The 20,899-nt window shown below is 69.8% G+C and carries 21 protein-coding genes and 1 pseudogene; 14 read left to right on the top strand and 8 right to left on the bottom strand.

The window, feature by feature from the left end; translation table 11 throughout:
• Window positions 1-18: 18 nt before the first annotated feature.
• The 10 genes from AB0I43_RS25680 to AB0I43_RS25635 all read left to right on the top strand — a co-directional run bounded on the left by AB0I43_RS25680 (window position 19) and on the right by AB0I43_RS25635 (window position 10,318).
• Window positions 19-1,116 (top strand): 3-oxoacyl-[acyl-carrier-protein] synthase III C-terminal domain-containing protein, encoded by a 1,098-nt coding sequence (locus AB0I43_RS25680; RefSeq protein ID WP_356974204.1) that lies wholly within the window; start codon window positions 19-21, stop codon window positions 1,114-1,116.
• Window positions 1,113-1,886, top strand: coding sequence for an alpha/beta hydrolase (locus AB0I43_RS25675; RefSeq protein ID WP_357432702.1), 774 nt, complete (start codon window positions 1,113-1,115; stop codon window positions 1,884-1,886). Before AB0I43_RS25680 ends, AB0I43_RS25675 begins: the two co-directional genes overlap by 4 nt.
• On the top strand, window positions 1,883-3,550 hold the full coding sequence (accD, locus tag AB0I43_RS25670) for an acetyl-CoA carboxylase, carboxyltransferase subunit beta (RefSeq protein ID WP_356974206.1): 1,668 nt from the start codon (window positions 1,883-1,885) through the stop codon (window positions 3,548-3,550). The genes AB0I43_RS25675 and accD overlap by 4 nt, the downstream gene beginning before the upstream one ends.
• Window positions 3,547-4,044, top strand: a complete 498-nt coding sequence (locus AB0I43_RS25665) for a biotin/lipoyl-containing protein (protein WP_356974207.1) — start codon at window positions 3,547-3,549, stop codon at window positions 4,042-4,044. The genes accD and AB0I43_RS25665 overlap by 4 nt, the downstream gene beginning before the upstream one ends.
• The gene (gene accC / locus AB0I43_RS25660; protein ID WP_356974208.1) at window positions 4,041-5,393 is read left to right on the top strand and encodes an acetyl-CoA carboxylase biotin carboxylase subunit; all 1,353 of its coding nucleotides are present in this window, start codon (window positions 4,041-4,043) and stop codon (window positions 5,391-5,393) included. The genes AB0I43_RS25665 and accC overlap by 4 nt, the downstream gene beginning before the upstream one ends.
• 24 nt (window positions 5,394-5,417) lie before the next feature.
• Window positions 5,418-6,617, top strand: coding sequence for an FAD-dependent monooxygenase (locus tag AB0I43_RS25655; protein WP_356974209.1), 1,200 nt, complete (start codon window positions 5,418-5,420; stop codon window positions 6,615-6,617).
• Window positions 6,618-6,729: 112 nt separating this feature from the next.
• Window positions 6,730-7,662 (top strand): ABC transporter ATP-binding protein, encoded by a 933-nt coding sequence (locus AB0I43_RS25650; RefSeq protein WP_356974210.1) that lies wholly within the window; start codon window positions 6,730-6,732, stop codon window positions 7,660-7,662.
• A complete protein-coding gene (locus AB0I43_RS25645) occupies window positions 7,662-8,504 on the top strand; it encodes an ABC transporter permease subunit (protein WP_356974211.1) in 843 nt (280 codons plus the stop codon). Before AB0I43_RS25650 ends, AB0I43_RS25645 begins: the two co-directional genes overlap by 1 nt.
• A 3-nt stretch (window positions 8,505-8,507) precedes the next feature.
• Entirely contained in the window at window positions 8,508-9,674 is a 1,167-nt protein-coding gene (locus AB0I43_RS25640; RefSeq protein WP_356974212.1) for a histidine kinase, read from the top strand.
• The gene (locus AB0I43_RS25635) at window positions 9,671-10,318 is read left to right on the top strand and encodes a response regulator transcription factor (protein ID WP_356974213.1); all 648 of its coding nucleotides are present in this window, start codon (window positions 9,671-9,673) and stop codon (window positions 10,316-10,318) included. Before AB0I43_RS25640 ends, AB0I43_RS25635 begins: the two co-directional genes overlap by 4 nt.
• Before the next feature lie 81 nt (window positions 10,319-10,399).
• Here AB0I43_RS25635 and AB0I43_RS25630 read toward each other — a convergent pair whose 3' ends face one another.
• Window positions 10,400-10,996 carry a helix-turn-helix domain-containing protein gene (locus AB0I43_RS25630; RefSeq protein ID WP_356974567.1) on the bottom strand — a complete coding sequence of 199 codons (597 nt, stop codon included), beginning with the start codon at window positions 10,994-10,996 and terminating at the stop codon, window positions 10,400-10,402.
• A gap of 192 nt (window positions 10,997-11,188) precedes the next feature.
• On the opposite strand from AB0I43_RS25630, the gene AB0I43_RS25625 reads away from it, so the two are divergent.
• Window positions 11,189-12,136, top strand: coding sequence for an oxygenase MpaB family protein (locus AB0I43_RS25625; protein WP_356974214.1), 948 nt, complete (start codon window positions 11,189-11,191; stop codon window positions 12,134-12,136).
• Between the two features lie 8 nt (window positions 12,137-12,144).
• Here the strand turns inward: AB0I43_RS25625 and crcB are convergent, their stop codons facing one another.
• Both crcB and AB0I43_RS25615 read right to left on the bottom strand, forming a co-directional pair.
• Window positions 12,145-12,507: a fluoride efflux transporter CrcB gene (gene crcB, locus AB0I43_RS25620; RefSeq protein WP_356974215.1), complete on the bottom strand. Its 363-nt coding sequence runs from the start codon at window positions 12,505-12,507 to the stop codon at window positions 12,145-12,147.
• Complete coding sequence (locus AB0I43_RS25615) at window positions 12,504-12,953, bottom strand: CrcB family protein (protein WP_356974216.1); 450 nt, start codon at window positions 12,951-12,953, stop codon at window positions 12,504-12,506. Before AB0I43_RS25615 ends, crcB begins: the two co-directional genes overlap by 4 nt.
• A gap of 381 nt (window positions 12,954-13,334) precedes the next feature.
• Between AB0I43_RS25615 and AB0I43_RS25610 the strand changes: the two genes are divergently transcribed.
• Entirely contained in the window at window positions 13,335-14,000 is a 666-nt protein-coding gene (locus AB0I43_RS25610) for a PAS and ANTAR domain-containing protein (protein WP_356974217.1), read from the top strand.
• A gap of 27 nt (window positions 14,001-14,027) precedes the next feature.
• Here the strand turns inward: AB0I43_RS25610 and AB0I43_RS25605 are convergent, their stop codons facing one another.
• Window positions 14,028-14,861, bottom strand: a complete 834-nt coding sequence (locus AB0I43_RS25605) for an SDR family NAD(P)-dependent oxidoreductase (RefSeq protein ID WP_356974218.1) — start codon at window positions 14,859-14,861, stop codon at window positions 14,028-14,030.
• A gap of 74 nt (window positions 14,862-14,935) precedes the next feature.
• Between AB0I43_RS25605 and AB0I43_RS25600 the strand changes: the two are divergent.
• Window positions 14,936-15,292, top strand: a pseudogene (locus AB0I43_RS25600) (helix-turn-helix domain-containing protein); the annotation flags it as partial.
• A 30-nt stretch (window positions 15,293-15,322) separates the two neighbouring features.
• Here AB0I43_RS25600 and AB0I43_RS25595 read toward each other — a convergent pair.
• From AB0I43_RS25595 to AB0I43_RS25580, 4 genes are all read right to left on the bottom strand, one after another.
• The gene (locus tag AB0I43_RS25595; RefSeq protein ID WP_356974219.1) at window positions 15,323-16,090 is read right to left on the bottom strand and encodes a 2-phosphosulfolactate phosphatase; all 768 of its coding nucleotides are present in this window, start codon (window positions 16,088-16,090) and stop codon (window positions 15,323-15,325) included.
• A gap of 78 nt (window positions 16,091-16,168) precedes the next feature.
• On the bottom strand, window positions 16,169-17,185 hold the full coding sequence (locus AB0I43_RS25590) for an NADP-dependent oxidoreductase (RefSeq protein WP_356974220.1): 1,017 nt from the start codon (window positions 17,183-17,185) through the stop codon (window positions 16,169-16,171).
• A gap of 45 nt (window positions 17,186-17,230) precedes the next feature.
• The gene (locus AB0I43_RS25585) at window positions 17,231-18,025 is read right to left on the bottom strand and encodes an SDR family oxidoreductase (protein WP_356974221.1); all 795 of its coding nucleotides are present in this window, start codon (window positions 18,023-18,025) and stop codon (window positions 17,231-17,233) included.
• A 78-nt stretch (window positions 18,026-18,103) separates the two neighbouring features.
• On the bottom strand, window positions 18,104-19,324 hold the full coding sequence (locus tag AB0I43_RS25580) for a cytochrome P450 (RefSeq protein WP_356974222.1): 1,221 nt from the start codon (window positions 19,322-19,324) through the stop codon (window positions 18,104-18,106).
• Between the two features lie 241 nt (window positions 19,325-19,565).
• Between AB0I43_RS25580 and secY the strand changes: the two genes are divergently transcribed.
• The gene (gene secY / locus AB0I43_RS25575) at window positions 19,566-20,876 is read left to right on the top strand and encodes a preprotein translocase subunit SecY (RefSeq protein WP_356974223.1); all 1,311 of its coding nucleotides are present in this window, start codon (window positions 19,566-19,568) and stop codon (window positions 20,874-20,876) included.
• Window positions 20,877-20,899 lie beyond the last annotated feature (23 nt).

Here is a 20,899-nt window from a genome sequence, read left to right as displayed (position 1 = left end):
GAGACCGAGGACACCCGCATGGCTACCAACGGATTATCGGTACACCTGGTCGGCACCGGCAGCTACCTGCACGGCGACCCCATCGAGAACAAGCAGATCGAAGCCCTGGTCGGCCCGGTGCCCGACGACATCCTCGAGGGCATCCAGGTCCAGCAGCGGCACTGGATGATCGACCCGGTCACCGGCGAACATCTGATCACCAACTCCGAGATGGCCGCCCGCGCGGCCGCCCAGGCCATCGACCGGGCCGGGCTGCGCCCCGGCGACATCGACCTGATCGTCATGTCGACGGCCAGCCCCGAATACCAGCTGCCGCCCGCGGTCACCTTCGTGCAGCAGCATCTCGGCATCGCCGAGTGCGCCACCCTGGAAATCCGTTCCGGCTGCGCGGGTTTCGTGGAAGCCGCCGATATCGCCTACGGCTACCTGGTGCGCGGCACCTTCCGCAACGCGCTCGTGGTCGGCGCCGAGGCGATCTCGCCGCTGCTGGTGCCGCTGTATCGCGGACTCGACCCGGATCGGGTGCGGATGCGAGATCGCCTGGTGGCCTACACCTTCGGTGACGGCGCGGGTGCGCTGGTGCTGCGCGCCGAGGAGGCCGGGCCCGGCGTCCGCTCCGGGGTGCTCGGCTCGGTGCTGGAAACCATGGGCGGCCTGAAGAAGCCGGGCATGCAGGTGATCGGCGGCGCCACCCATGCCCCGCTGCATCAGCAGGCGCAGGCCAAGCGGCTGGTGGACCTGAAGGTCGACGTCGTCGAATCCGGAAAGTTCATCCCGCACATGATCACCCGGTCGCTACGGACGCTGCTGCGGGCCAGCGACCTGGCCGCCGAGGACATCGCGCTGTGGGTGGTGCCCGAGGGCAACGCGGGCTACATGACCAGCGAGCTCGAGGCCGCCGGGCTGCTCACCGACGAGTGGCTCGCATTGCGGGACAAGGTCTACGAGAACATCGCGCGCGTCGGCGCTACCGGATCCGCCGCGGTGCCGCTGGCGCTGGACGAGGCCGCGACCACCGGCCGGGTGCGCTCCGGCGACATCGTGATGCTGCTCGCCATCGAGACCAGCAAGTGGAAGTACGCGGGCATGACCCTGGTCTGGGGCGGCGACCGGTGACCCTGCTCGAATCGCGGCGCTTCCGAGCCGCCGGCGCCGGGCTGAACTACGCCCACCGCGCCGGCGACGGCCCGGCGCTGTGCCTGCTGCACGGGCTCGGCGCGCGCTGGCAGACCTTCCGGCCGTTGGTGCGCAGCCTGGGCCCGAACTGGAACGTCTACGCGCCCGACCTGCGCGGGCACGGCCACTCCGACTGGGTCGGCGGGCGGTACGGGCTCACCGATTTCACCGCCGACATCGCGGAGTTCCTCACCGAGGTGGTCGCGGAACCGGTGGTGCTGGTCGGGCATTCGCTGGGTGGGTGGGTAGCGGCCATGGTGACCGCGACCATGCCGGATTCGGTGCGCGCGGTGGTCATCGTGGACTCCGCGCTGTATCCGCTGCGCCGAGAGCAGCGTGACGCGATGACCTTCTACGCGAACCCGAGCCTTGCCATGCGCTCGATCGCGGTCTCGCTGCGGCTGGCGGACCCGGAATTGAAACAGCGCTGGGTCGAAGGACGCAACCAGCGCGAACAGGATCCCGACGAGATGCTGGCGCGCCTGCGCTGCCCGGTGCTGCTGGTGCAGGGCGACGCGGCCGCGGGCGGTTTGATGGCGCCCGACCATGTCGAGCGCGCGATGTCGTTGCTCGGCAATGGAACTCACGTTTTCGTACCCGGTGCGGGGCACGCCGTGCACGCAGACGCCCCGGCCGCGGTCGCCGCCGCGCTGCGGCGATTTCTGGCCGCTGAGGTCGACCGGACAACGGTGAAGGGAGAAATCGGATGACTCGAGTGCTCGCCCAGGACATCACCTGGGTGAAATGCCCGTCCTGCTCGGAATACCAGTACCGCCGGCGCCTGGAGCGCAACCTCCGGGTGTGCGCCGCGTGCGGCCACCATCTGCGGCTCGGCGCCGCCGATCGCCTGGCCCTGCTGATCGACGAGGGTTCCTGGACACCAGGCGAATACGACGACATCGAAACCCACGACGTGCTCGCCTTCCGGGACCGCAAGAGCTACCCCAAGCGGCTCGACGAGGCGCGCGAACGCACCGGGCGCTCCGACGCCGCGCTCTACGGCGTCGCGACGCTCGGCAGGCACCGGCTCGTGGTGGCGGCCATGGAGTTCGGCTTCATGGGCGGTTCGATGGGCAGCGCGGTCGGCGAGGTGATCACCCGGGCAGCCGAACACGCACGGGCCGAACGACTTCCGCTGCTGCTGGTGTGCGCCTCCGGCGGCGCCCGGATGCAGGAGGGCAGCCTGTCGCTGATGCAGATGGCCAAGACCAGCCAGGCCATCGCACGCCTGCACGAGGACGGCCTGCTGGTGCTGTGCCTGCTGACCGATCCGACCTTCGGCGGCGTCACCGCCTCCTACGCCATGCTCGGCGACGTGCTGGTGGCCGAGCCGGGCGCGCTGATCGGTTTCGCCGGGCCCAACGTGATCCGCGAGACCATCAACGAGGATCTGCCGCCGCGCTTCCAGACCGCGGAATTCCTGCTGGAGTGCGGCATGCTCGACGCGGTCGTGCCGCGCTCGCAGTTGCGGGTGTTCTTCACGAAAGTGCTTGCCGCGCATACGTCAGAGATCGCCGTCCAGCCCACGGCCGAGCCCATCACGGTCACCGATCCCGAGGCGATCGTCGCCCGGCCCGCGGAGGCGATCGTCAAACTCGCCCGCGCCCGGGAACGGCCGACGACCCTGAGCTTCGCGGCGGTCGCCTTCGACTCCTTCCTGGAAATGCGCGGAGATCGGCTCTTCGGCGACAGCGCCGCGCTGGTCGGCGGGCCGGCCGTGCTCGCCGGACGTCCGGTCATGCTGATCGGGCACGAGAAGGGCAGCGACACCAAGGAATCCATCGCCCGCAACTTCGGGATGCCGGAACCGGAGGGCTACCGCAAGGCGCTGCGCCTGATGCACCACGCCGCCAAGTTCGGCATGCCGATCGTGACGCTCATCGACACGCCCGGCGCCTACCCCGGCGTCGGCGCGGAGCAGCGCGGGCAGGCCGGCGCCATCGCCCGGGCGATCATGGAATCGAGCCGGCTGCCGGTGCCGATCGTCGCCGTGGTCACCGGTGAGGGCGGCAGCGGCGGCGCGCTGGCACTGGGTGTGGCCGACCGCGTGCTGATGTTCGAGCACGCCTACTACTCGGTGATCAGCCCGGAGGGTTGCGCGGCGATCCTGTGGGGCGATCGCGGCGCCGCGGCGGCGGCCGCCCAGGCGCTGAAACTGACCGCGCCGGAACTCCTGCGACTCGGCGTGGTGGACGGCGTCATCCCGGAATCCGTCCCCGCCGACATCATTTCCGCCGCCGCCGGCCTGCGCGGCGCGGTGGCACACGCGCTCACCGAACTGTCCGCGCTGCCCGGCCCAGACCTCGTCGAGGCGCGGTATCGCAAATTCCGCCGGTTCGGATCCCACACATCGATGATCGGAGACCAGTCATGACCGCCTTCCGCCAGCCCGACCACAACGGCTACCTCGACACCTCGCTGACCCACATGCTGCAGGAGGTGCGGTCCATCGTCGCCGACCTCGACCGGCAGCCGCGCCGCCTGCGGGTGCGCGCGGGCGAGTTCAACGTCGACATCGAATGGGCCGACACCGTCGAGTCCGGCACCGTCCGGCACGAACAGCTCACCCTGGCGGTCCCGTCGGCCGAACCGGCCGCCGAACCGGACTTCGCGATCGAATCGCCGCTCGTCGGGCACTTCTACCGCGCGATCGAGCCCGGCGCGGACCCGTTCGTCTCCCCCGGCGACTACGTCGAGGAAGGTCAGGTGGTCGCGATCGTGGAGGCGATGAAGCTGATGAACCAGATCACCGCGCCCTGCGCCGGACGGATCGTGGACGTGCTGCCCGCCGATGGCTCGGTCGTCGAATTCGGCCAGCGCCTGATCGTCTTCGAGCCGGCCGAAAGCGCGATGGGGATGGCGTCGTGACCGAGATCAAAACGGTCCTGGTGGCCAATCGCGGCGAGATCGCGCTCCGGGTCGTGCGCGCCTGCCGCGAACTCGGCCTGCGCAGCGTCGTGGTGTATTCGACCGCCGACGCCGACTCGCTCCCGGTGCGCATGGCCGACGACGCCGTGTGCGTGGGGCCGCCCGAACCCGGGCGCAGCTACCTCAATATCCCGAACATCATCGGCGCGGCGCGGCGCACCGGCGCCGACGCGATCCATCCGGGCTACGGCTTCCTCTCGGAGAACCCGGATTTCGCCGCGGTCTGCGCCGAGGAGGGCCTGATCTTCGTCGGGCCCGGCGCGGAGGTGATGGCGAGCCTGGCCGACAAGGCCGTGACCCGCGCGCTGATGAGCGCGGCGGGACTGCCGCTGCTGCCGGGCACCCAGGCGGCGCTGCGCAACGCCGAGGAGGCCGAGCGGATCGCAGGCGAGGTCGGGTATCCGGTGATCCTCAAGGCGGTCGCGGGCGGCGGCGGGCGCGGTATGCGGGTGGTGCGCGATGCCGCCGATCTGGCCGACGCCTACACCCGCACACAGGCCGAGGCGAGCCTGGCCTTCGGTGACGGCGGACTGTACCTGGAGCGCTATCTCGAGGGCGCGCGCCACATCGAGGTGCAGATCCTGGCCGACCGCTTCGGCAATGTCGTGCACCTCGGGGAGCGGGACTGCTCGGTGCAGCGCCGCCACCAGAAGCTGCTCGAGGAATCACCGTCTCCGGCGCTGAACGACGAGCAGCGGGCCGCGATCGGCGCGGCCGCGGTGGCCGGTGCCCGCTCGGTCGGCTACGAGGGGGCCGGAACGATGGAGTTCCTGCTCGACCGCGACGGCGGGTTCTGGTTCATGGAGATGAACGCGCGCCTGCAGGTCGAGCATCCGGTGACCGAACTGGTCTCGGGGGTGGATCTGGTCGCCGAGCAACTGCGGATCGCCCAGGGCGAGCCGCTGCGGATCGCGCAGTCCGACATCGTCTTTCGCGGTCACGCGATCGAATGCCGGATCAACGCCGAGGATCCCGCGCGGGATTTCGCGCCGTCCACCGGCCGGATCGAGAGTTACCGCCCGCCCGCCGGGCCGTGGGTCCGCGTGGACAGCCACCTGGAACCGGGCATGTCGGTCTCGCCGTACTACGACGCGCTGCTGGCCAAGGTGATCGTCTGGGCCGAGGACCGGATCGGCGCGATCGAGCGCATGCGCCGGGCCCTGGACGAACTCGTGCTGGCGGGCCCCGGCCTGACCACGTGCGCGGCCTACCACCGCGACGCCATCCTGGCCAACCCCGAATTCCGTTCGGGCACTTTCGACCTCGATCTCGTCAACACCATCCACTGAGCACATCCAGGAACGGGAACTCCCATGCGGACATCCAACGGACGAGTCATCATCCTCGGCGGCGGGATCGGCGGGCTGTGTGCCAGCATCGCCTTCCGGAAAGTCGGGATCGAGGCCACCGTCTACGAGCAAGCACCCGCCTTCGGCACCGTCGGCGCCTCGCTACAGGTGTGGGTCAAGGGCATGAAGGCTTTCGCCGAACTGGGCCTCGGCGACGAGATCCGCCGTCGCGGCGCGGAGGTGCACCGTCAGCAGTTCTTCAACCAGAACGGAACGCCGCTGTATCACGCTGAGCTTGCCGAGTTCGCCCGCAAGCACAACGCGCCGATGCCGGTGATGATCCGGCGGTCGGAGGTGATCGAGACGCTGGCCGCCTCCCCCGACCTCGGTCCGGTCGAATTCGATCACCGGGCCGTCCGGATCGAGCAGGACACGGCCGGCGCGACGGTGACCTTCGCGAACGGGCGTGAGGAGCGCGCCGACCTGGTCGTCGCCGCCGACGGCATCAATTCCCGTACCCGGCAGGCGATCTTCCCCGAGGTCGAGATCCTCACCGCGAACTACCGGATCGTGCACGCGGTGGCCGAGCACGAGCCGCCGTGCGGGGCGAACAATTTCACGCTGTTCTTCGGCCGGGGTACGCGCGTCGCCGTCAAGGACTGCGGCAGCAACCACATCTTCTGGGCCGCGGCGCTGCGGAATCCGAAGGTCGGAATCGACGAACCGAACGAACTGGTCAAGCATGATCTGCGCGACCGTTTCCGGGTCTTCCCGGGGCCGGTGCAAGACCTGATCGCCGCGACGCCGCCCGCCGCGATGCTGCACCACGACGTGCGCGCCCTCGGACCAATGCCTGCTTGGAGTCAGGGGCGGGTCGTGTTCCTCGGCGACGCCGCCCACGCGGTGACGCCCAACCTGGGCCGGGGCGCGAGCGAGGCGATCGTCGACGCGATCGTGCTCGCGCGCCGGATCGTAGCGATCGACCTGGGCGACCGGGCCGCGCTCGCCGCCGTACTCGCCGACTACGAAGCCGTGCGCAGGCCGGAAAGCACTGCCCTGCAGCAGGAATCGTGGCGCATCGGCACGGTCTCCTCGTGGCGCGGCTTCGCGGCGACCAAGGCCCGGGACCTGATGATGAAGACCATCATCGGCCAGAAACAGGTCGCGAAGATCGAGAGCGAATTCCAGGTCGAGGTGCCCGTATTGCTGCCGGCCGCCGTCTGATCCGCGGTACCTCCCGAGAGGTACCGCGAAGATCGCCCTCGAGCGGGATGTGCCGCTCGAACTGGCAATTTACGCTCACTCACGGGAGCGAAGCAACGAAATGGGAGCGCCGATGACCACCCCGAACATTTCCCCCTCCGATCCGGTGCAGGCTACCGAAATCGTGCGCACCGAGGCGCTCGGGAAGAGCTACGGCGATCACGTGGCTGTCCACGACGTCGCCCTCAGCGTGCGGGCCGGGGAGATCTATGGCTTCCTCGGCCCGAACGGCGCCGGGAAAACGACGACCCTGCGCATGCTCGCCGGATTGATCCGGCCGAGCAGCGGGACCGCCCGGGTGTTCGGGCGTACGCCGGGCGACCCGGAGATGCTGGCGCGGGTCGGGGTCCTCATCGAGAGCCCCGGCTTCTATCCCTATCTCTCCGGGCGCGACAACCTGCGGGTCATGGCCCGCTATCGCCACCTGCCCGATTCGGCCGTGGACCAGGCACTCGCCCGGGTCGGGCTGTCCGCGCGCGCCGGCCACAAGTTCCGCACCTACTCCCAGGGCATGAAGCAGCGTCTCGGTGTCGGATGCGCACTGCTCGGCAGCCCGGAGTTGCTGATCCTGGACGAGCCCACGAACGGGTTCGACCCGGCCGGGATGGCCGAAATGCGGGAACTGATCACCGATCTCGCCGGCCAGGGACTCACCGTCCTGCTGTCCAGCCATCTCCTGAGCGAGGTGCAAGAGATCTGCGACCGGGTCGGGGTGATCAGCGGGGGGAGGCTGCTCACCGAGACCACCGTTGCCGCGATGCGTGGCAGCGCCGGTCTTTTCGTCCGCGCCGAGCCCGCGGCGGTCGCGTTCACCGCGTTGCGCACGGCACTCGGCACGGCGGCCCTGTCTCCGGGCGGAATCCGCGTCGAGGCCGGGGCCGATTCGGCGCCGCTGGTCGCCCGGCTGATCGTGGAGGCCGGCGCCGCGCTCTACGAATTACGCACCGAGGAAAAATCTTTGGAAGAGGTATTCTTCGAACTGACCGCCGGGACGGGGGTGGCGTGATGATTCCGGCGAGTATCCGAGCCGAAGTACTGCGCCTGCGACGGTGGCCCGCACTCTGGGTGCTGCTCGGAGTCTGGTTCACACTGAACCTGACCTTCATGTACCTGCTCAACTACATCGGCTACGCCTCCGGGGATTCCAGCGACGCGACCGAGGGCCAATCCCGGGAGCAACTGCTCGCGCAGATGATGCCGGCGGCGGTGCCGGAAGAGTTCACCGGCGGGACCGTGGTGTTCGGCGGTGCGCTGATGCTGATTCTGGGGGCGATGACCACCGGCAGCGGGTACTCCTGGGACACCTGGAAAACCGTTCTCACTCAGCGCGCTTCGCGCGGTGCGGCGCTGGCGGGGGCCATGCTCGGCGTGCTCGCCGTCGTCGTCGGGGTGGTGCTGGGGGCGTTCGCGCTCGATCTGGGAGTCGCCACCGTCATCGCCTGGGCCGAATCCCAGCCGATCGTCCTGCCGCCGATCGGCCGGGCGCTGGCCGGGATCGGCAGCGGTATCGTGATTCTCGCGATGTGGGCGATGCTCGGCATCCTCCTCGGGATCGTCGTTCGGGGCCCCGCGCCGGCAGTCGGACTGGGGCTGGTGTGGATTCTGGTACTCGAGAACGTGCTCCGTTTCTTCGGGGAGCTGCTCGGCGGCGCGGGCGTGATGACGAACTACCTGCCCGGAACGGCGGCCGGATCGCTGGCCGGGGCGCTGCGTACGCTGCCGGGTGAGGCCACCCCCGGTGTCCTCACCACCATTTCGGGGGCGCAATCGCTGCTCACTCTGAGTGCTTACCTGATCATCTGCGTCGCGGCCGCCATCTGGTTGCTGCGTCGCCGGGACCTGGTCTGACCGATGCGCGACCTCGCGGCACACCTGCTGGACACCTGGCCCGACCGGTTCGGGCGCTGGCCGATGCGGAGCGTCACGATCCTGGCCGCAGTGGCTGCCGCGACGGTCGTGCTGATCACGTTGCTCGCGGCGTCCGCGCTGTCGGACACGCAGGCGATTGGACTCGCGCTCGTGTCGGGCTCCGCCGTTCTGCTGTTGCGGCCGGCGCCGCGGGTGGCGTGGGTCGTCTCGCTCGGCGGGGTGGCGCTCGCCTCGCTGTGGGCCGATACCGAGTTGTGGGTGGACCCCATGCTCAACAGTCATTTCGTGGTACTCGGCGTCGCCGCGTTCCGCGCCGGGGCACGGGCGGCGGCGCTGTCGTGGGGCGCGACGATCGCCGTCGGCCTCGCCCTGGCGCTGTCTCAGCGACCGGGCGACTGGCCGATCAGCCTGCTCGCGGCGGGCGTGGTGTCCGGGCTGGCGCTCACCACGGTGGTGGCGCTGCGCGCCTTGCTCGCGACGAGCCGTAGCCTGAGCCGCCAGCGCGCGGCCGCCGAACAGCAGCAGCAGCGCACGGTGCTGCTCGAGGAGCGCACGCGCATCGCCCGGGAACTGCACGATGTCGTCGCACACCACATGTCGGTCATCGCGATTCAGGCCGAGGCGGCGCAGTACCGCGATCCGGATATCGCGCCGCAGACCGTCACCGGCCTCGACACGATCCGCTCCAGCGCCCTGGCAGCGCTGGGCGAGATGCGGCACATCCTCGAGGTGCTGCGCTCCGGCGACACCGGGGTGCTGCCGCAACCGACACTCGCCGACATCACCGGCCTGGTGACCTCTATCGCCGCCACCGGTGCCGAGATCGAGCTGAATCTTCTCGGCGATACCTCGAATGTGCCTGCCAGCGTGGAACTCTCGGCTTTTCGGATCGTGCAGGAGGCGCTCAGCAACGCCATCCGGCACGCGCCCGGCTCGCCGGTGCGGGTCGAGATCGCCGGCACCGCCGCGGAAGTCCGGATCCGCGTGGCGAACACCCATCGGGTTGCGGGCGCGGCAGGCTCGGGCCATGGCATCCTCGGAATGCGGGAGCGGGTCGCGATGCTCGGCGGCACTCTCGAGGTCGGGCCCACCGGACACGGGGAATTCCGCGTCGCCGCGACGCTTCCGACCCAGAACGGAGACCTATGAGCATCCGCGTTCTGATTGCCGACGATCAGGAACTGATCCGGGAGGGCCTGGCCGTCCTGCTCGGGGCCCAGCCCGATCTCGAGGTGGTCGGGCAGGTCGCCGACGGGCGGCAGGCCATCCGCGCCGCCGAACAGCTGCTGCCCGACGTCATCCTGATGGACGTGCGGATGCCCGTCTGCGACGGCATCGAGGCGACCAGGGAGATCACCGCGACCGGTCCCGCCAGGGTGATCGTGCTGACCACCTTCGACCTCGACGAATACGTCTACGCCGCGCTGCGGGCCGGGGCCGCGGGATTCCTGTTGAAGGGGTCCTCCGCCCAGTCGCTCGGCGAAGCGGTCCGCATCGTCGCGGCGGGCGACGCGTTGCTGGCGCCCTCGGTGACCAAGCGCCTGCTCTCCGAGTTCGCGCGTCGCAGCCAACCGCGCGTCACGGCGAAACCGGCCGACCTCACCGCCCGGGAGACCGAAGTCCTCGTGCATATCGCGCGCGGCCTGTCCAATGCCGAAATCGCCGGAGAATTGGTGATTTCCGAGCAGACGGTCAAAACGCACGTGCGCCGCGTGCTGGAGAAGTTGCGGTTGCGCGACCGCACCCAGGCCGCGATCTACGCCTACGAGACGTCGCTCATCACGCCCAGCTGATCGGCGGGCCGCCGTCAGAAAAGCGCACGACCTCGGTGCCGCTGGGAAGCGAGGCCCGTCGACGAGCCGGGTGCTGGCTCGTCAGGCTTCGGGCTGGGGCAGCAGGAGCTGGACGATGGATTGGACGAACGCTTCGATCCGGGCGCGGGGATATTCGCCGGGGTCGCTGACGGCGAGGCGGGCGAGCATTTCGGCGATGGTGAGCAGGGAGTTGGTCAGTAGGGCCGAATCCATGGCGGCCCAGCGGGGGTCGACGGCCAGGCCCATGCGGACCAGGGCTTCGGCCTGATCGAAGACGCCGGCGCGGGAACTGCGGATGGCGGCGCGGTATTCGTCGGGGGCGCTGCCGGGACCGGCCAGGACCAGGCGCCAGCGGGTGGGATTTTCCAGGGCCACGGCGACGAAGGCTTCGACGGTGGCCGAGGCGGCGACGACGGGATCGGCGCCGAGCAGGTCGGCCGGCAGGGTGTCGGTGACCTGGTCCAGGGCGCGTTCGCGTTCGCGGTCCAGCAGCGCCTCGACGAGTTCGGCGCGGGTTTTGAACACGGTATAGAGGACCGGTTTGCCGACGCCGGCCTCCTGCGCGACGGCTTCCATGCTGAGTTCGTGCAGTTCGGCGCGGCCGAGCACGGCGAAGGCCGCGTCCAGCAACTGGGCGCGGCGTTGCTCGGCGGGCATGCGCGCGGCATAGCGCCGGCGCGGTCGTTGCGTGGATGTGCTCACTGCCGTTTCGCCTCCATCGGGCCCATCCTGCCAGGTCGAGGCGCGGATCTGTAGCGCGCCCCAACAAAAGCTACGGCCCCGTTGTATTCGCTGCGGGCAATTGCTACGGTTGCGTTGTATTCATCGGGGACCCGCAGAGGAGCCATCATGACCTTCGATCCGACCACTCTCCGCCGGGAGGATTACGGCTTCTTCGGCCCCGATTCGCCGACCTGGAAGATCTGGACCGCCCCGACCGCGGTGATCGGATTCCAGCGCGCGGTGGCCCTCGAGTTCTTCGACCCGTTCCTGACGGCCTCGGTGTCGGACACCGCGAAGATCTACTCCGACCCCCGCCACCGCCTCGACATGACCTTCGCCTACTTCCTGATCGTGGCGATCGGCGACACGCCGACCGCAATCAGGGCCTCCGAGCACCTGATGGAACTGCACGCGCGCTCGACCGGCATCGAACCGGTCACCGGCCGCCGCTACAGCCCCAACAACCCCGACACCCAGCTCTGGATCCACCTCACCGGCTGGCACTCGGTGCTCAAGGCCTACGAGATGTTCGGGCCGGGGCAGCTCAGCACCGAGGAGGAGAACCGGTACTGGGCCGAATGCGCGGTCGCCGCCGAATTGCAAACCTGCGACCCCGACGACGTTCCGCGCACGCGCGAGGGCGTTCAGGCGTACTTCGATCAGGTCCGGCCGCGGCTGTGCGCGACCGAGCGCGCGCTCGACGGCATGCATCAGATGCTGTTCACCTCGCCCAAACACGGTGCGGGCCTGACCTATGCGCTCGGCTCGCGCTTGCTGGCGACGGCGTCCATCGCGACGCTGCCGCAGTGGATGCGCCGGCTCGGCCAGTTCGACCAGTGGCGGCTGATCGATCTGCTGGTCCGCCCGGCCGGTCGCGTGCTGGTGTGGCTGTTCACCCTGTTCGACAAGCGCGGTTTGATCCTGGCCGCGCCGATCATCGCGCCGATGGCGGGCAAGATCCTGGAGCAGCATGTGAAGAAGGAGCTGCCCGCGCTGCTCGAAACCCGTTCTCCCGCGGCGGCGCGCGAATTGTATGGCACCCGGAACCGCCGGGCGATGCCCGCCGCGGGCTGAGCACCAGTTCAGCCGGTCAGCATCCGGGCGAGCTGGTACCCGGCGACGGCGGCCAGCGCGCCCACGGCGACGCTGCCCGTCGCGTACAGGACCGCCGAGCGGTAGGCGCGGCGCTCGGCGAGACGGACGGTCTCGTAGCTGAACGTGCTGTAGGTGGTGAACGCGCCGCAGAACCCGGTGCCCGCCAGCAGCATCCATGCCTGGGCGACGTCGGCGCCGGTGAGGGCGCCCAGCAGCAGGCACCCCGACACGTTGACCACACCGGTGCCCCAGGGAAATTCACCGGGGTGCCGGGCCTGCACCGCGCGGTCCAGCAGGTACCGGGCCGGGGCTCCGAGCGCGGCGCCGGCGATCACCAGCAGGAGATTCATCGCGCCGCTCCCCACCGCGCCGCGCTCCGGGTGAGCACGACGGCGCAGCCGGTGGCGAGCAGGGCGGCGATCAGCGTCCCGGCCAGGTAGAGGGCGGCGGTGCCCGCGGTGGCGGGTTGCAGCAGGGCGCGAAAGTCGTTGGCGTAGGTGGAGAACGTCGTGAATCCGCCGAGGACGCCGACGCCGAGGAACGGCCGGGTCAGCGGGTGTGCCGGCCGGACCTCGGTGAGCACGACCATCAGCGCCCCGAGCAGGAAGCTCCCGGCGACGTTGATGGTGAACACCGCCCAGGGGAAGCCGCCCGGCGACGCGGGCCAGGCCAGGGTCAGTCCGTAGCGCCCCAGCGCCCCGAGCGCTCCGCCGAGCGCGATCACGACCAGTACCGCCGCGACCGGTTCGCCGCGGACGTTTTCGGTGTCGGGATCGACGGGCGGGTCGGCGGGCACGGTCGTCTCCTACTCCATGGTCGCCCGGAGGTGAGCCGTCGATCCTAGGCCATCGCCGGTGTGCGCGATCACGCCACACGCCCGAAATGACCGAGCTATCAGATAGCGGGCCTGCCGAAATCATCCGTTCGCCGCAGTTTTTCACCGTTCAATACACAGTTCTTGGATTCGCTGGCGATACGCTGGGGCCAGCGTGCCGGTTCCGTCGACTGCGACGGAAAACCGCTGTGGCACCGATTAACAACCACGATCTCGGGATATTCGAACAGGGCCGGTCGGGGTTGAGGAGCCCAGCCCCTCCGGCGCGGGACCCCCGCCCCTGCCAGGCTCCGCACCCGACGCGGCATCGCACCGTCGCACGACGAAGGAGCCGACTCGCCGATGGAAAAGGCGACAGATATCAACGTCCTGCTCAGCACCGGCGGCCCGAGCGTCGGTAGCTTCCGTTTCTGGTTCGCGACCCAGCGCTGGGAATGGTCGCCGGAGGTCTACCTCATGCACGGCTACACCCCCGGTGAAGTGGAGCCGACCAGCGAACTCCTGCTCTCGCACAAGCATCCCGACGACGACACCGACGTGGCCGAGGCGATCACCAGCGCCCTGAGCCGCGGCGAGCCGTTCGTCGGCCGGCATCGTTTCCTGGACACCACCGGGAAGGTGCGAGAGGTGATGCTGGTGTCGGACAGCATCCTCGATCCCGCCGGCGGCGTGGTGGGCACGACCGGCTACTACATGGATCTCGGCGAGACCATCGCCACCGCCGAACGCGCCACCCTGGACACGGTGGTGCCGGACCTACTCGAGGCGCGCGCGGCGATCGAGCAGGCCAAGGGCGCGCTGATGCTGATGTACTCGATCAACGCCGAGCAGGCCTTCAAGATTCTCATCTGGCGTTCCCAGGAGACCAACACCAAGCTACGCGACCTCGCCGAGGCGCTGACCGCGGCGGTCCCCAAAATTCCCCCGCTGCAGGCGAGTTCGATCACCGCGTTCGACCACCTGCTGCTCAATATCCACGAGAACCAACCCCGGCAGGACGATTCGTGACCGCGGAGCAGGCGGTCGCCGACGGGCTCATTCCGTCGGCGACGCGCTCTTCGCCAGCAGCAGCGCGGTGAGTTCCGCGAGCCGCCGGGCGGCGACAGGGTCCAGCGTCGGCAGCGACAGTGGCAGGCGGCGGCCGCGATCGAGGGCGGTGAGCGGCTCGGCGGGCGGCTGGTCGACCAGCGCGTGCAGCGGCCGGACCGCCGCCTCGACCGGTTGCGCGGCGACTCGGCCGAGCACCCGAATGATGGTGCTCGCGAACGGGTTCAGGACCGACAGGTCACCGCTGCGGGTGAAGCCGGGGTGGTAGTGCACGAACGGCACCGCGCCGCCTGCGTTCCCGGCATAGGAGACGCCGAGCAGGTCGTTGGCGCGTCCGGCCTGCAACTGGGCGCGCACCGTGCTGAAGCCGCGGGTCAGCTGCGGGTCGTCCCAGTGGATCGCGCCCTTGGTCGTGCCGACGCCGCCGACGCTGACGATCACCGGGCGGTCGGCGCGCCGCAGTAGCGGAGTCAGGTTGTGCGCCAGCAGGTATCGGCTCAGGTAGTACAGCGCGAAGGTCTGCTCGAAGCCGTCGGGCGTCTCCTGCCGCCGCCGGCTGAGCCGGTTGGCGAACAGCAGCAGGGCGTCGATCGCGCCGGTCCCGATCGCCTCGACGACGCGCTCCACCTCGGCCACCACGCTCAAGTCGGCACGCAGGAAACGCAATCGCGGCGCCGCCGGGCCCGCCGCGCGCACCAGCGCCGCGCCCTTGGCCGGATTGCTGCCGATACCGATCACCCGGTCGCCGCGGGCGAGCCGTTCCAGGGTGAAGGCGCGGCCCATTCCATCGGTAGCCCCACTGACGACAACGGTTCTGGTCACGGTTCCTCCATTAGGCTCGGTGCTACTGCTTCGATCCTCGGCACATCCCGCCACCAGCGGAAGAAGGCACTTTCATGACCGATGCGCACACCGATGTGCCTGCCCTGGTGGCCCACCGCCTGCCCACGCCCGTCCCGCTCGCCGACTACGAGGCGTGCCCGGTGAGCGCGGTGTTCCGCCGCGTCGGCGACAAGTGGACGCTGCTCGTGCTGGTGCTGCTCGGGCGTCGTCCGCACCGCTTCAACGAACTGCACCGCGCGATCGAGGCGATCAGCCAGCGGATGCTCACCCGCACGCTGCGGACGCTGGAGGACGACGGCCTGGTGACGCGCACGGTCTTCCCCACGGTGCCGCCGAGCGTGGAATATCGCCTGACGCCGCTGGGGGATTCACTGTTGATCCCGTTGTCCGCCATGGCGGACTGGGCTGTCGCGCACGGTCCCCAACTCACTCGCGAACGGTCAGGACGCGTCGATGAACGCGCCGTCGACCAGCAGCGGGACGGCGGTGCTCACGCCGAGTTCGACCGCCACGGCGACATCGGCGGCGAAACCGATGGCCGCGAGTTCCCGGCCGGACGCGGAGTCGGCGATCAGCGCGGCGACATCGGCGAGCCCGTCGTAGGCGGCCGCGGCGGCCCGCGCCTCCGGTGACAGCGGCCCGGCCCCGTGCCCGGCGAGCGCCGAGATGACGGCGGCCGCGCCGAGCCAGTCCTCTATGGCGGGCCGCAACTCGTCCTGCCCCGGCCACTGCTCGCCCGCGGCGATCACCGCGACCGGCTGCCGCTCGGTCCCCCAGCCCTGCCGCACGATCCAGTCCGCCACCGCGGCCGCGTTGCGCAGGCACGCGGCCAGCACCGGCGTGCCGGCGACGGCGGCCGCGATGGCCGAGCCGTTCGGCGAGGGCAGGACCAAGCGCTCGGGCGCGGGCGCGGCGCGCAGCGCGGCCGGCGAGAGCGACCACGGTTGCCGCGCGGTGGCGGCCGTGCGGCCGACCGCGAGTTCGGCGTGCCGACCGGCGGCGAACGCCGCGGCGGTGGCGTCGCGCCACCGATAAGGGAACACCCGGGTCCCCGCCTCGACGGCGACCGAGACCGACGTCGTGAACGACAGCACGTCGACCACGACCACGACCGCGCTCTCGGGCCCGAGCGCCCGCGCCCCCGCCTGCCCCCACTCGATCCGCACTCCCGCACGCGATTGCTTCGACCAGTCCGGAAACTCCGCCATTCCACCCTCCCGCACCAACCGGCACAGCCTGCCGGACACGCACCACCGCAACAGTATTCGAATCGGCGCGAGCCGAAGTCAGCGCACGCGAACGAGTTGCTTGCCGAGGTTGGCGCCTTCGAACAGACCGCGCAGTGCCGACGGCGCGGACTCGAGACCGTCGACGACGGTCTCCGCCAGGACGATCCGTCCCGCGCTGTGCCAGCCGTGCAGGGCGGCGAAGGCCTCGGGGAAGCGCTCGAGGTAGTCCAGGACGATGAAGCCTTCCATCCGGGCGCGTTTCATCGCCAAGGCCATGTAGTTACGCAGGCCGGTGGCGGGCGCTTCGGCGCCGTAGCCGGAGGCGATGCCCCCGCACAGCACCACTCGGGCACGCAGCGCGAGCCGCTCCAGGCCCTGGTCCAGCAGCGCGCCGCCCACACTGTCGAAGAAGACGTCGATGCCCTCGGGGGCGAGGTCGGCCAGCTGCCGGCCCACCTGTTCGTGCTTGTAGTCGATCGCGGCGTCCAGGCCCGCGGTCTCGGTGAGCCAGGCGCATTTGCGAGGACCGCCCGCGATGCCGATCACCTTGCACCCCAGCGCTTTCGCGAGCTGCGCCGCGACGGAGCCGGTCGCGCCCGCGGCCGCGGTGACCACCACGGTCTCGCCCTCGGCGACGCGGCCGATGTCGACCATGCCGAAGTACGCCGTCAGGCCGGTCACGCCGAACAGGCTCAGCATCAGCTTCGGGTCGACGCCCGGCGGCACGATGTTCAGCCCGAACAGGCCCTGCCCCGAGGCCACCGCGTAGTCCTGCCAGCCGACCATGCCCGCGACCCAGGCCCCGACCGGATACTCCGGGTTGTCCGACGCGACGATCTCACCGACGCCGCTCCCCCGCATCACCGTGTCCAGGGGAACCGGATCGAGGTAGTTCGCCCCCGCGTTGAGCCAGCCCCGCTGGGTGGGGTCGATGCCGAGCCAGTGCACCCGCACCAGCGCCTCGCCGGGGCCGGGCACGGGCACGGCGTTCCGCACCAACTCGAAATCCTCGTCGCGCACCGCACCCTCGGGCCGGCGGCGCAGCACCCACTGCCGATTGCCGAACTCAGTCACTCGCCGCAGTGTGCCAGCCTCGCCCGACGCCCGGCCAGCGAATAATCACGGCAGGATCGAGTCGACGTAGCCGCCGTCGACCCGCAGCGCGCCGCCGGTGGTGGCGGAGGCGAAGGGCGAGCTGAGATAGACCACCATGTTGGCGATCTCCTCGGGCTCGATCAGGCGCTGCAATAGCGATTGCGGGCGATGCCGGACCATGAACTCGTGCTGGGCCTGCTCCCAGGGCAGTTCGTCGCCGACCAGCTCGCGCACGAAATCCTCGACGCCGCCGGTGTGGGTGGGCCCGGCGATCACGGAGTTGACGGTGACGCCGGTCCCGGCGGCTTCCTTGGCGAAGCCGCGGCTCACCGCCAGCAGCGCCGTCTTGGTCATGCCGTAGTGGATCATCTCGGCCGGGATCGCGACCGCGGAATCGCTGGCCAGGTTGAGTACGCGGCCCCAGCCGCGCTCCCGCATCGCCGGCAGGTAGGCGCGGATCAGCCGCACGGCGGCGAGCACGTTGACCTCGAAGTAGTCGCGCCACTGGGCGTCGTCGATCTCCAGCGCCGGGGTGGCCCCGAAGATGCCGAGGTTGTTGACCAGGATGTCCACCCGCGGCACCAGGTCGAGCACGGCTCGCGCGCCCGCCTCGGTCGCCAGATCGCCTGCGGCGCCGTCGATCTCGGCGTTGCCCGTCTCCGAGCGCAGCTCGGCGACGACCTTGTCGACCCGGGCGCTGTCGCGGCCGTTGATCAGCACCCGCGCCCCGGATCGGGCCAGGCCCGCGGCGATGGCGCGGCCGATGCCCTGGGTGGAGCCGGTGACCAGCGCGTCACGTCCGGACAGGTCGATGTGCACGGGTGCTGCCTTTCGTCGCGGGGCCGTCCGCGGGCACCGTAGCGCCGAATTCGCGCACCGGCAAAGGCGACATGCGTGTCACTCGTAGGCGACTTCCCAGCGCTTGATGCCGTTCAGCCAGCCCGAGCGCAGATGCTCGGGTTCGGCGAGCTGGCGCAGGTTGGGCATGGCGTCGGCGATGGCGTTGAACATCAGGTCGATGACCAGGCGGGCCAGGTTCGCGCCCAGGCAGTAGTGCGTGCCCGCGCCGCCGAATCCGACGTGCGGGTTGGGGTCGCGCAGGATGTCGAAGGTGAACGGGTCGGTGAAGGCGTCCTCGTCGAAATTGGCCGAGCCGTAGAACATCGCGACCCGCTGTCCCCGCTTGATGAGCTGGCCGCCCAGTTCGACATCGCGGGTCGCCGTGCGCTGGAACACCGAAACCGGAGTCGCCCAGCGCACGATCTCGTCGGGCGCGGTGCGCGGGCGTTCCCGCTTGTACAACTCCCATTGCGCCGGATGGTCGACGAACGCCTTCATGCCGTGGGTGATCGAATTGCGGGTGGTCTCGTTGCCCGCCACCGAGAGCAGGATGACGAAGAACGCGAATTCCTCGGAGCCGAGATGCTCGCCGTCGATATCGGCGTGCACGAGCTGGGTGACGATGTCCTCGGCCGGGCAGGTGCGGCGCTCCTCGGCCAATTTCCAGGCGTAGCCGCTGAGTTCGAGTCGCGCGGTGACCGATTCGCCGGCGAATTCGGGATCGTCGGAGCCGATCATCGAATTGGACCAGTGGAAGAGCATTTTGCGGTCCTGCTGCGGCACGCCGAGCAGTTCGGCGATCGCCTGCAACGGCAGTTCGGCGGCGACCTCCTCGACGAAGTCGCCGCGCCCGGCCTTCTTGGCCTCGGCGACGATGCGCGCGGCCCGCTCGGTCAGGGCGGCGCGCAGGCCCTCGATGGCGCGCGGGGTGAACCCTTTCGAGACGATGCGGCGATTCTTGGTGTGCGCCGGGGGATCCATGTTGAGCATGATCACCTTTTGCATGTCGAGCTGTTCGCGGGTGGTCTCGGCGGTGTAGCGGACGATCGCGCTGTTCTCGGCGGAGGAATAGATTTCCGGGTGCTTGGAGATCTCCCGGATGTCGTCGAGTTTCGTGACGGCCCAGTAGCCGCCGTCGGGGAATCCGCTGTCGCGCTGCTCGCACCACCACACCGGCGCGACACGGCGGAGCTCGGCGAATTCCGCGGCCGGCCTGCGGTGCGCCCACAGGTCGGGATCGGTGAAGTCGAATCCGGCGGGTATCGACGGTGTCGCCATGGCTGTCTCCCACTGCTCCGCGCGTGTGATCTGGAACACGTTCTACGGCTCGATTGAAACACCGAATCCCGGTGCGCCACCGGGCTACCGCGAAATTCGCTCGCCTCCCCCGATCGGGGGATCCGGAAATCGGTCTGCGGGCCGACGCCGATGACCAGCCGTTTTCCTACCGTCGACAGGACCCTGCCGAGCCGGTCCCGTGCGGACGCGGAGCGGCCTCCAGCGTCTGTCAGGAGTCGCAGTGCCTTCCGCTTTCGTATCGGCTGTCCGGAGCCCGGAATTGCGGCGCAAGGCGGGGTGGACGCTGGGACTGCTCGCGCTGTTCCGGCTCGGGGCGGCCCTGCCGGCGCCGGGGGTGGACTTCGCGGCCGTGCGGGTCTGCGTCGAACTCAACACCGGCGGCGAGGCGGCCGGGATCTATCAGCTGATCAATCTGTTCTCCGGCGGATCGATGCTGCATCTGACCGTGTTCGCGGTCGGGATCATGCCCTACATCACCGCGAGCATTATCACCCAGTTGCTGACGGTGGTGATCCCGCGCTTCGAGGAACTGCGCAAGCAGGGACAGACCGGGCAGGCCCGGATCACCCAGTACACCCGGTATCTGGCGATGGCGCTGGCGCTGCTGCAGGCCTCGACGCTCATCGCGCTGGCGGCACGCGGTCAGCTGCTGCGCGACTGTCCCGAGGACATCCTCGCCGCGGACTCGCTGTTCGCCATGATCACCGCGGCGCTGGTGATGACCGCGGGCGCTGCCCTGGTCATGTGGTTCGGCGAGCTGATCACCGAGCGGGGCCTCGGCAACGGCATGTCGCTGCTGATCCTGGCGGGCATCGCCGCGCAGCTGCCCGCCCAGGGCCGCTCGATCCTGGACAGCCAGGGCGGAATCGCCTTCACCGGAGTGTGTTTCGCGCTGGGCGTGCTGCTGGTGGGCGTGATCTTCATCGAGCAGGGGCAGCGGCGGATTCCGGTGCAGTATGCCAAGCGGGTGGTCGGGCGCAAGAGGTACGGCGGGTCGTCGACGTATCTGCCGCTGAAGGTGAATCAGGCCGGTGTCATCCCGGTGATCTTCGCCTCGTCGCTGCTCTACATCCCCAACCTGGTCGCGCAATTCGGTCAGGGCAGTTCGGGCGCGCTGCGGGAGCTGATCCAGAAGTACCTGGTCGATCCGAACCATCCGGTGCACATCGCCGCGTATTTCGGCCTGATCGTCGGCTTCAGCTACTTCTATGTGGCGATCACCGTCGACCCGCGCGAGCGCGCCGAGGAGATGAAGAAGTACGGCGGCTTCGTTCCCGGCTATCGCCCGGGCAAGCCGACCGCCGATCACCTGGGCCACGTGCTGAACCGGATCACGCTGCCGGGCTCGTTCTACCTCGGCGCCGTCGTGGTGCTGCCGAACCTGGTGCTCGGGCTCGGAGCGACCGGCTCCACCGCCGGTCTGGCGTTCGGCGGCACCTCCGCGCTGATCATGGTGAGCGTCGCCCTGGACACCGTGAAACAGCTGGAAAGCCAAGTGCTGAACCGGAACTACGCCGGGTTCCTGCGTTGAGTACGCACCTGGCCATCGGCGCC

The sequence above is a fragment of the Nocardia sp. NPDC050435 genome (assembly GCF_040655395.1).
Classification (GTDB): domain Bacteria; phylum Actinomycetota; class Actinomycetes; order Mycobacteriales; family Mycobacteriaceae; genus Nocardia.
Note: the sequence above shows the minus strand (reverse complement) of the source record. Positions and strands in the feature narration are given on the sequence as shown.

Bases quoted from the DNA above. Each gene is read 5' to 3' on its own strand.
- AB0I43_RS25680 (WP_356974204.1), top strand. From the start codon at position 19: ATGGCTACCAACGGATTATCGGTACACCTGGTCGGCACCGGCAGCTAC.
- accD (WP_356974206.1), top strand. From the start codon at position 1,883: ATGACTCGAGTGCTCGCCCAGGACATCACCTGGGTGAAATGCCCGTCC.
- AB0I43_RS25665 (WP_356974207.1), top strand. From the start codon at position 3,547: ATGACCGCCTTCCGCCAGCCCGACCACAACGGCTACCTCGACACCTCG.
- AB0I43_RS25655 (WP_356974209.1), top strand. From the start codon at position 5,418: ATGCGGACATCCAACGGACGAGTCATCATCCTCGGCGGCGGGATCGGC.
- AB0I43_RS25650 (WP_356974210.1), top strand. From the start codon at position 6,730: ATGACCACCCCGAACATTTCCCCCTCCGATCCGGTGCAGGCTACCGAA.
- AB0I43_RS25645 (WP_356974211.1), top strand. From the start codon at position 7,662: ATGATTCCGGCGAGTATCCGAGCCGAAGTACTGCGCCTGCGACGGTGG.
- AB0I43_RS25640 (WP_356974212.1), top strand. From the start codon at position 8,508: ATGCGCGACCTCGCGGCACACCTGCTGGACACCTGGCCCGACCGGTTC.
- AB0I43_RS25635 (WP_356974213.1), top strand. From the start codon at position 9,671: ATGAGCATCCGCGTTCTGATTGCCGACGATCAGGAACTGATCCGGGAG.
- AB0I43_RS25630 (WP_356974567.1), bottom strand. From the start codon at position 10,996: ATGCCCGCCGAGCAACGCCGCGCCCAGTTGCTGGACGCGGCCTTCGCC.
- AB0I43_RS25625 (WP_356974214.1), top strand. From the start codon at position 11,189: ATGACCTTCGATCCGACCACTCTCCGCCGGGAGGATTACGGCTTCTTC.
- crcB (WP_356974215.1), bottom strand. From the start codon at position 12,507: ATGAATCTCCTGCTGGTGATCGCCGGCGCCGCGCTCGGAGCCCCGGCC.
- AB0I43_RS25610 (WP_356974217.1), top strand. From the start codon at position 13,335: ATGGAAAAGGCGACAGATATCAACGTCCTGCTCAGCACCGGCGGCCCG.
- AB0I43_RS25595 (WP_356974219.1), bottom strand. From the start codon at position 16,090: ATGGCGGAGTTTCCGGACTGGTCGAAGCAATCGCGTGCGGGAGTGCGG.
- AB0I43_RS25580 (WP_356974222.1), bottom strand. From the start codon at position 19,324: ATGGCGACACCGTCGATACCCGCCGGATTCGACTTCACCGATCCCGAC.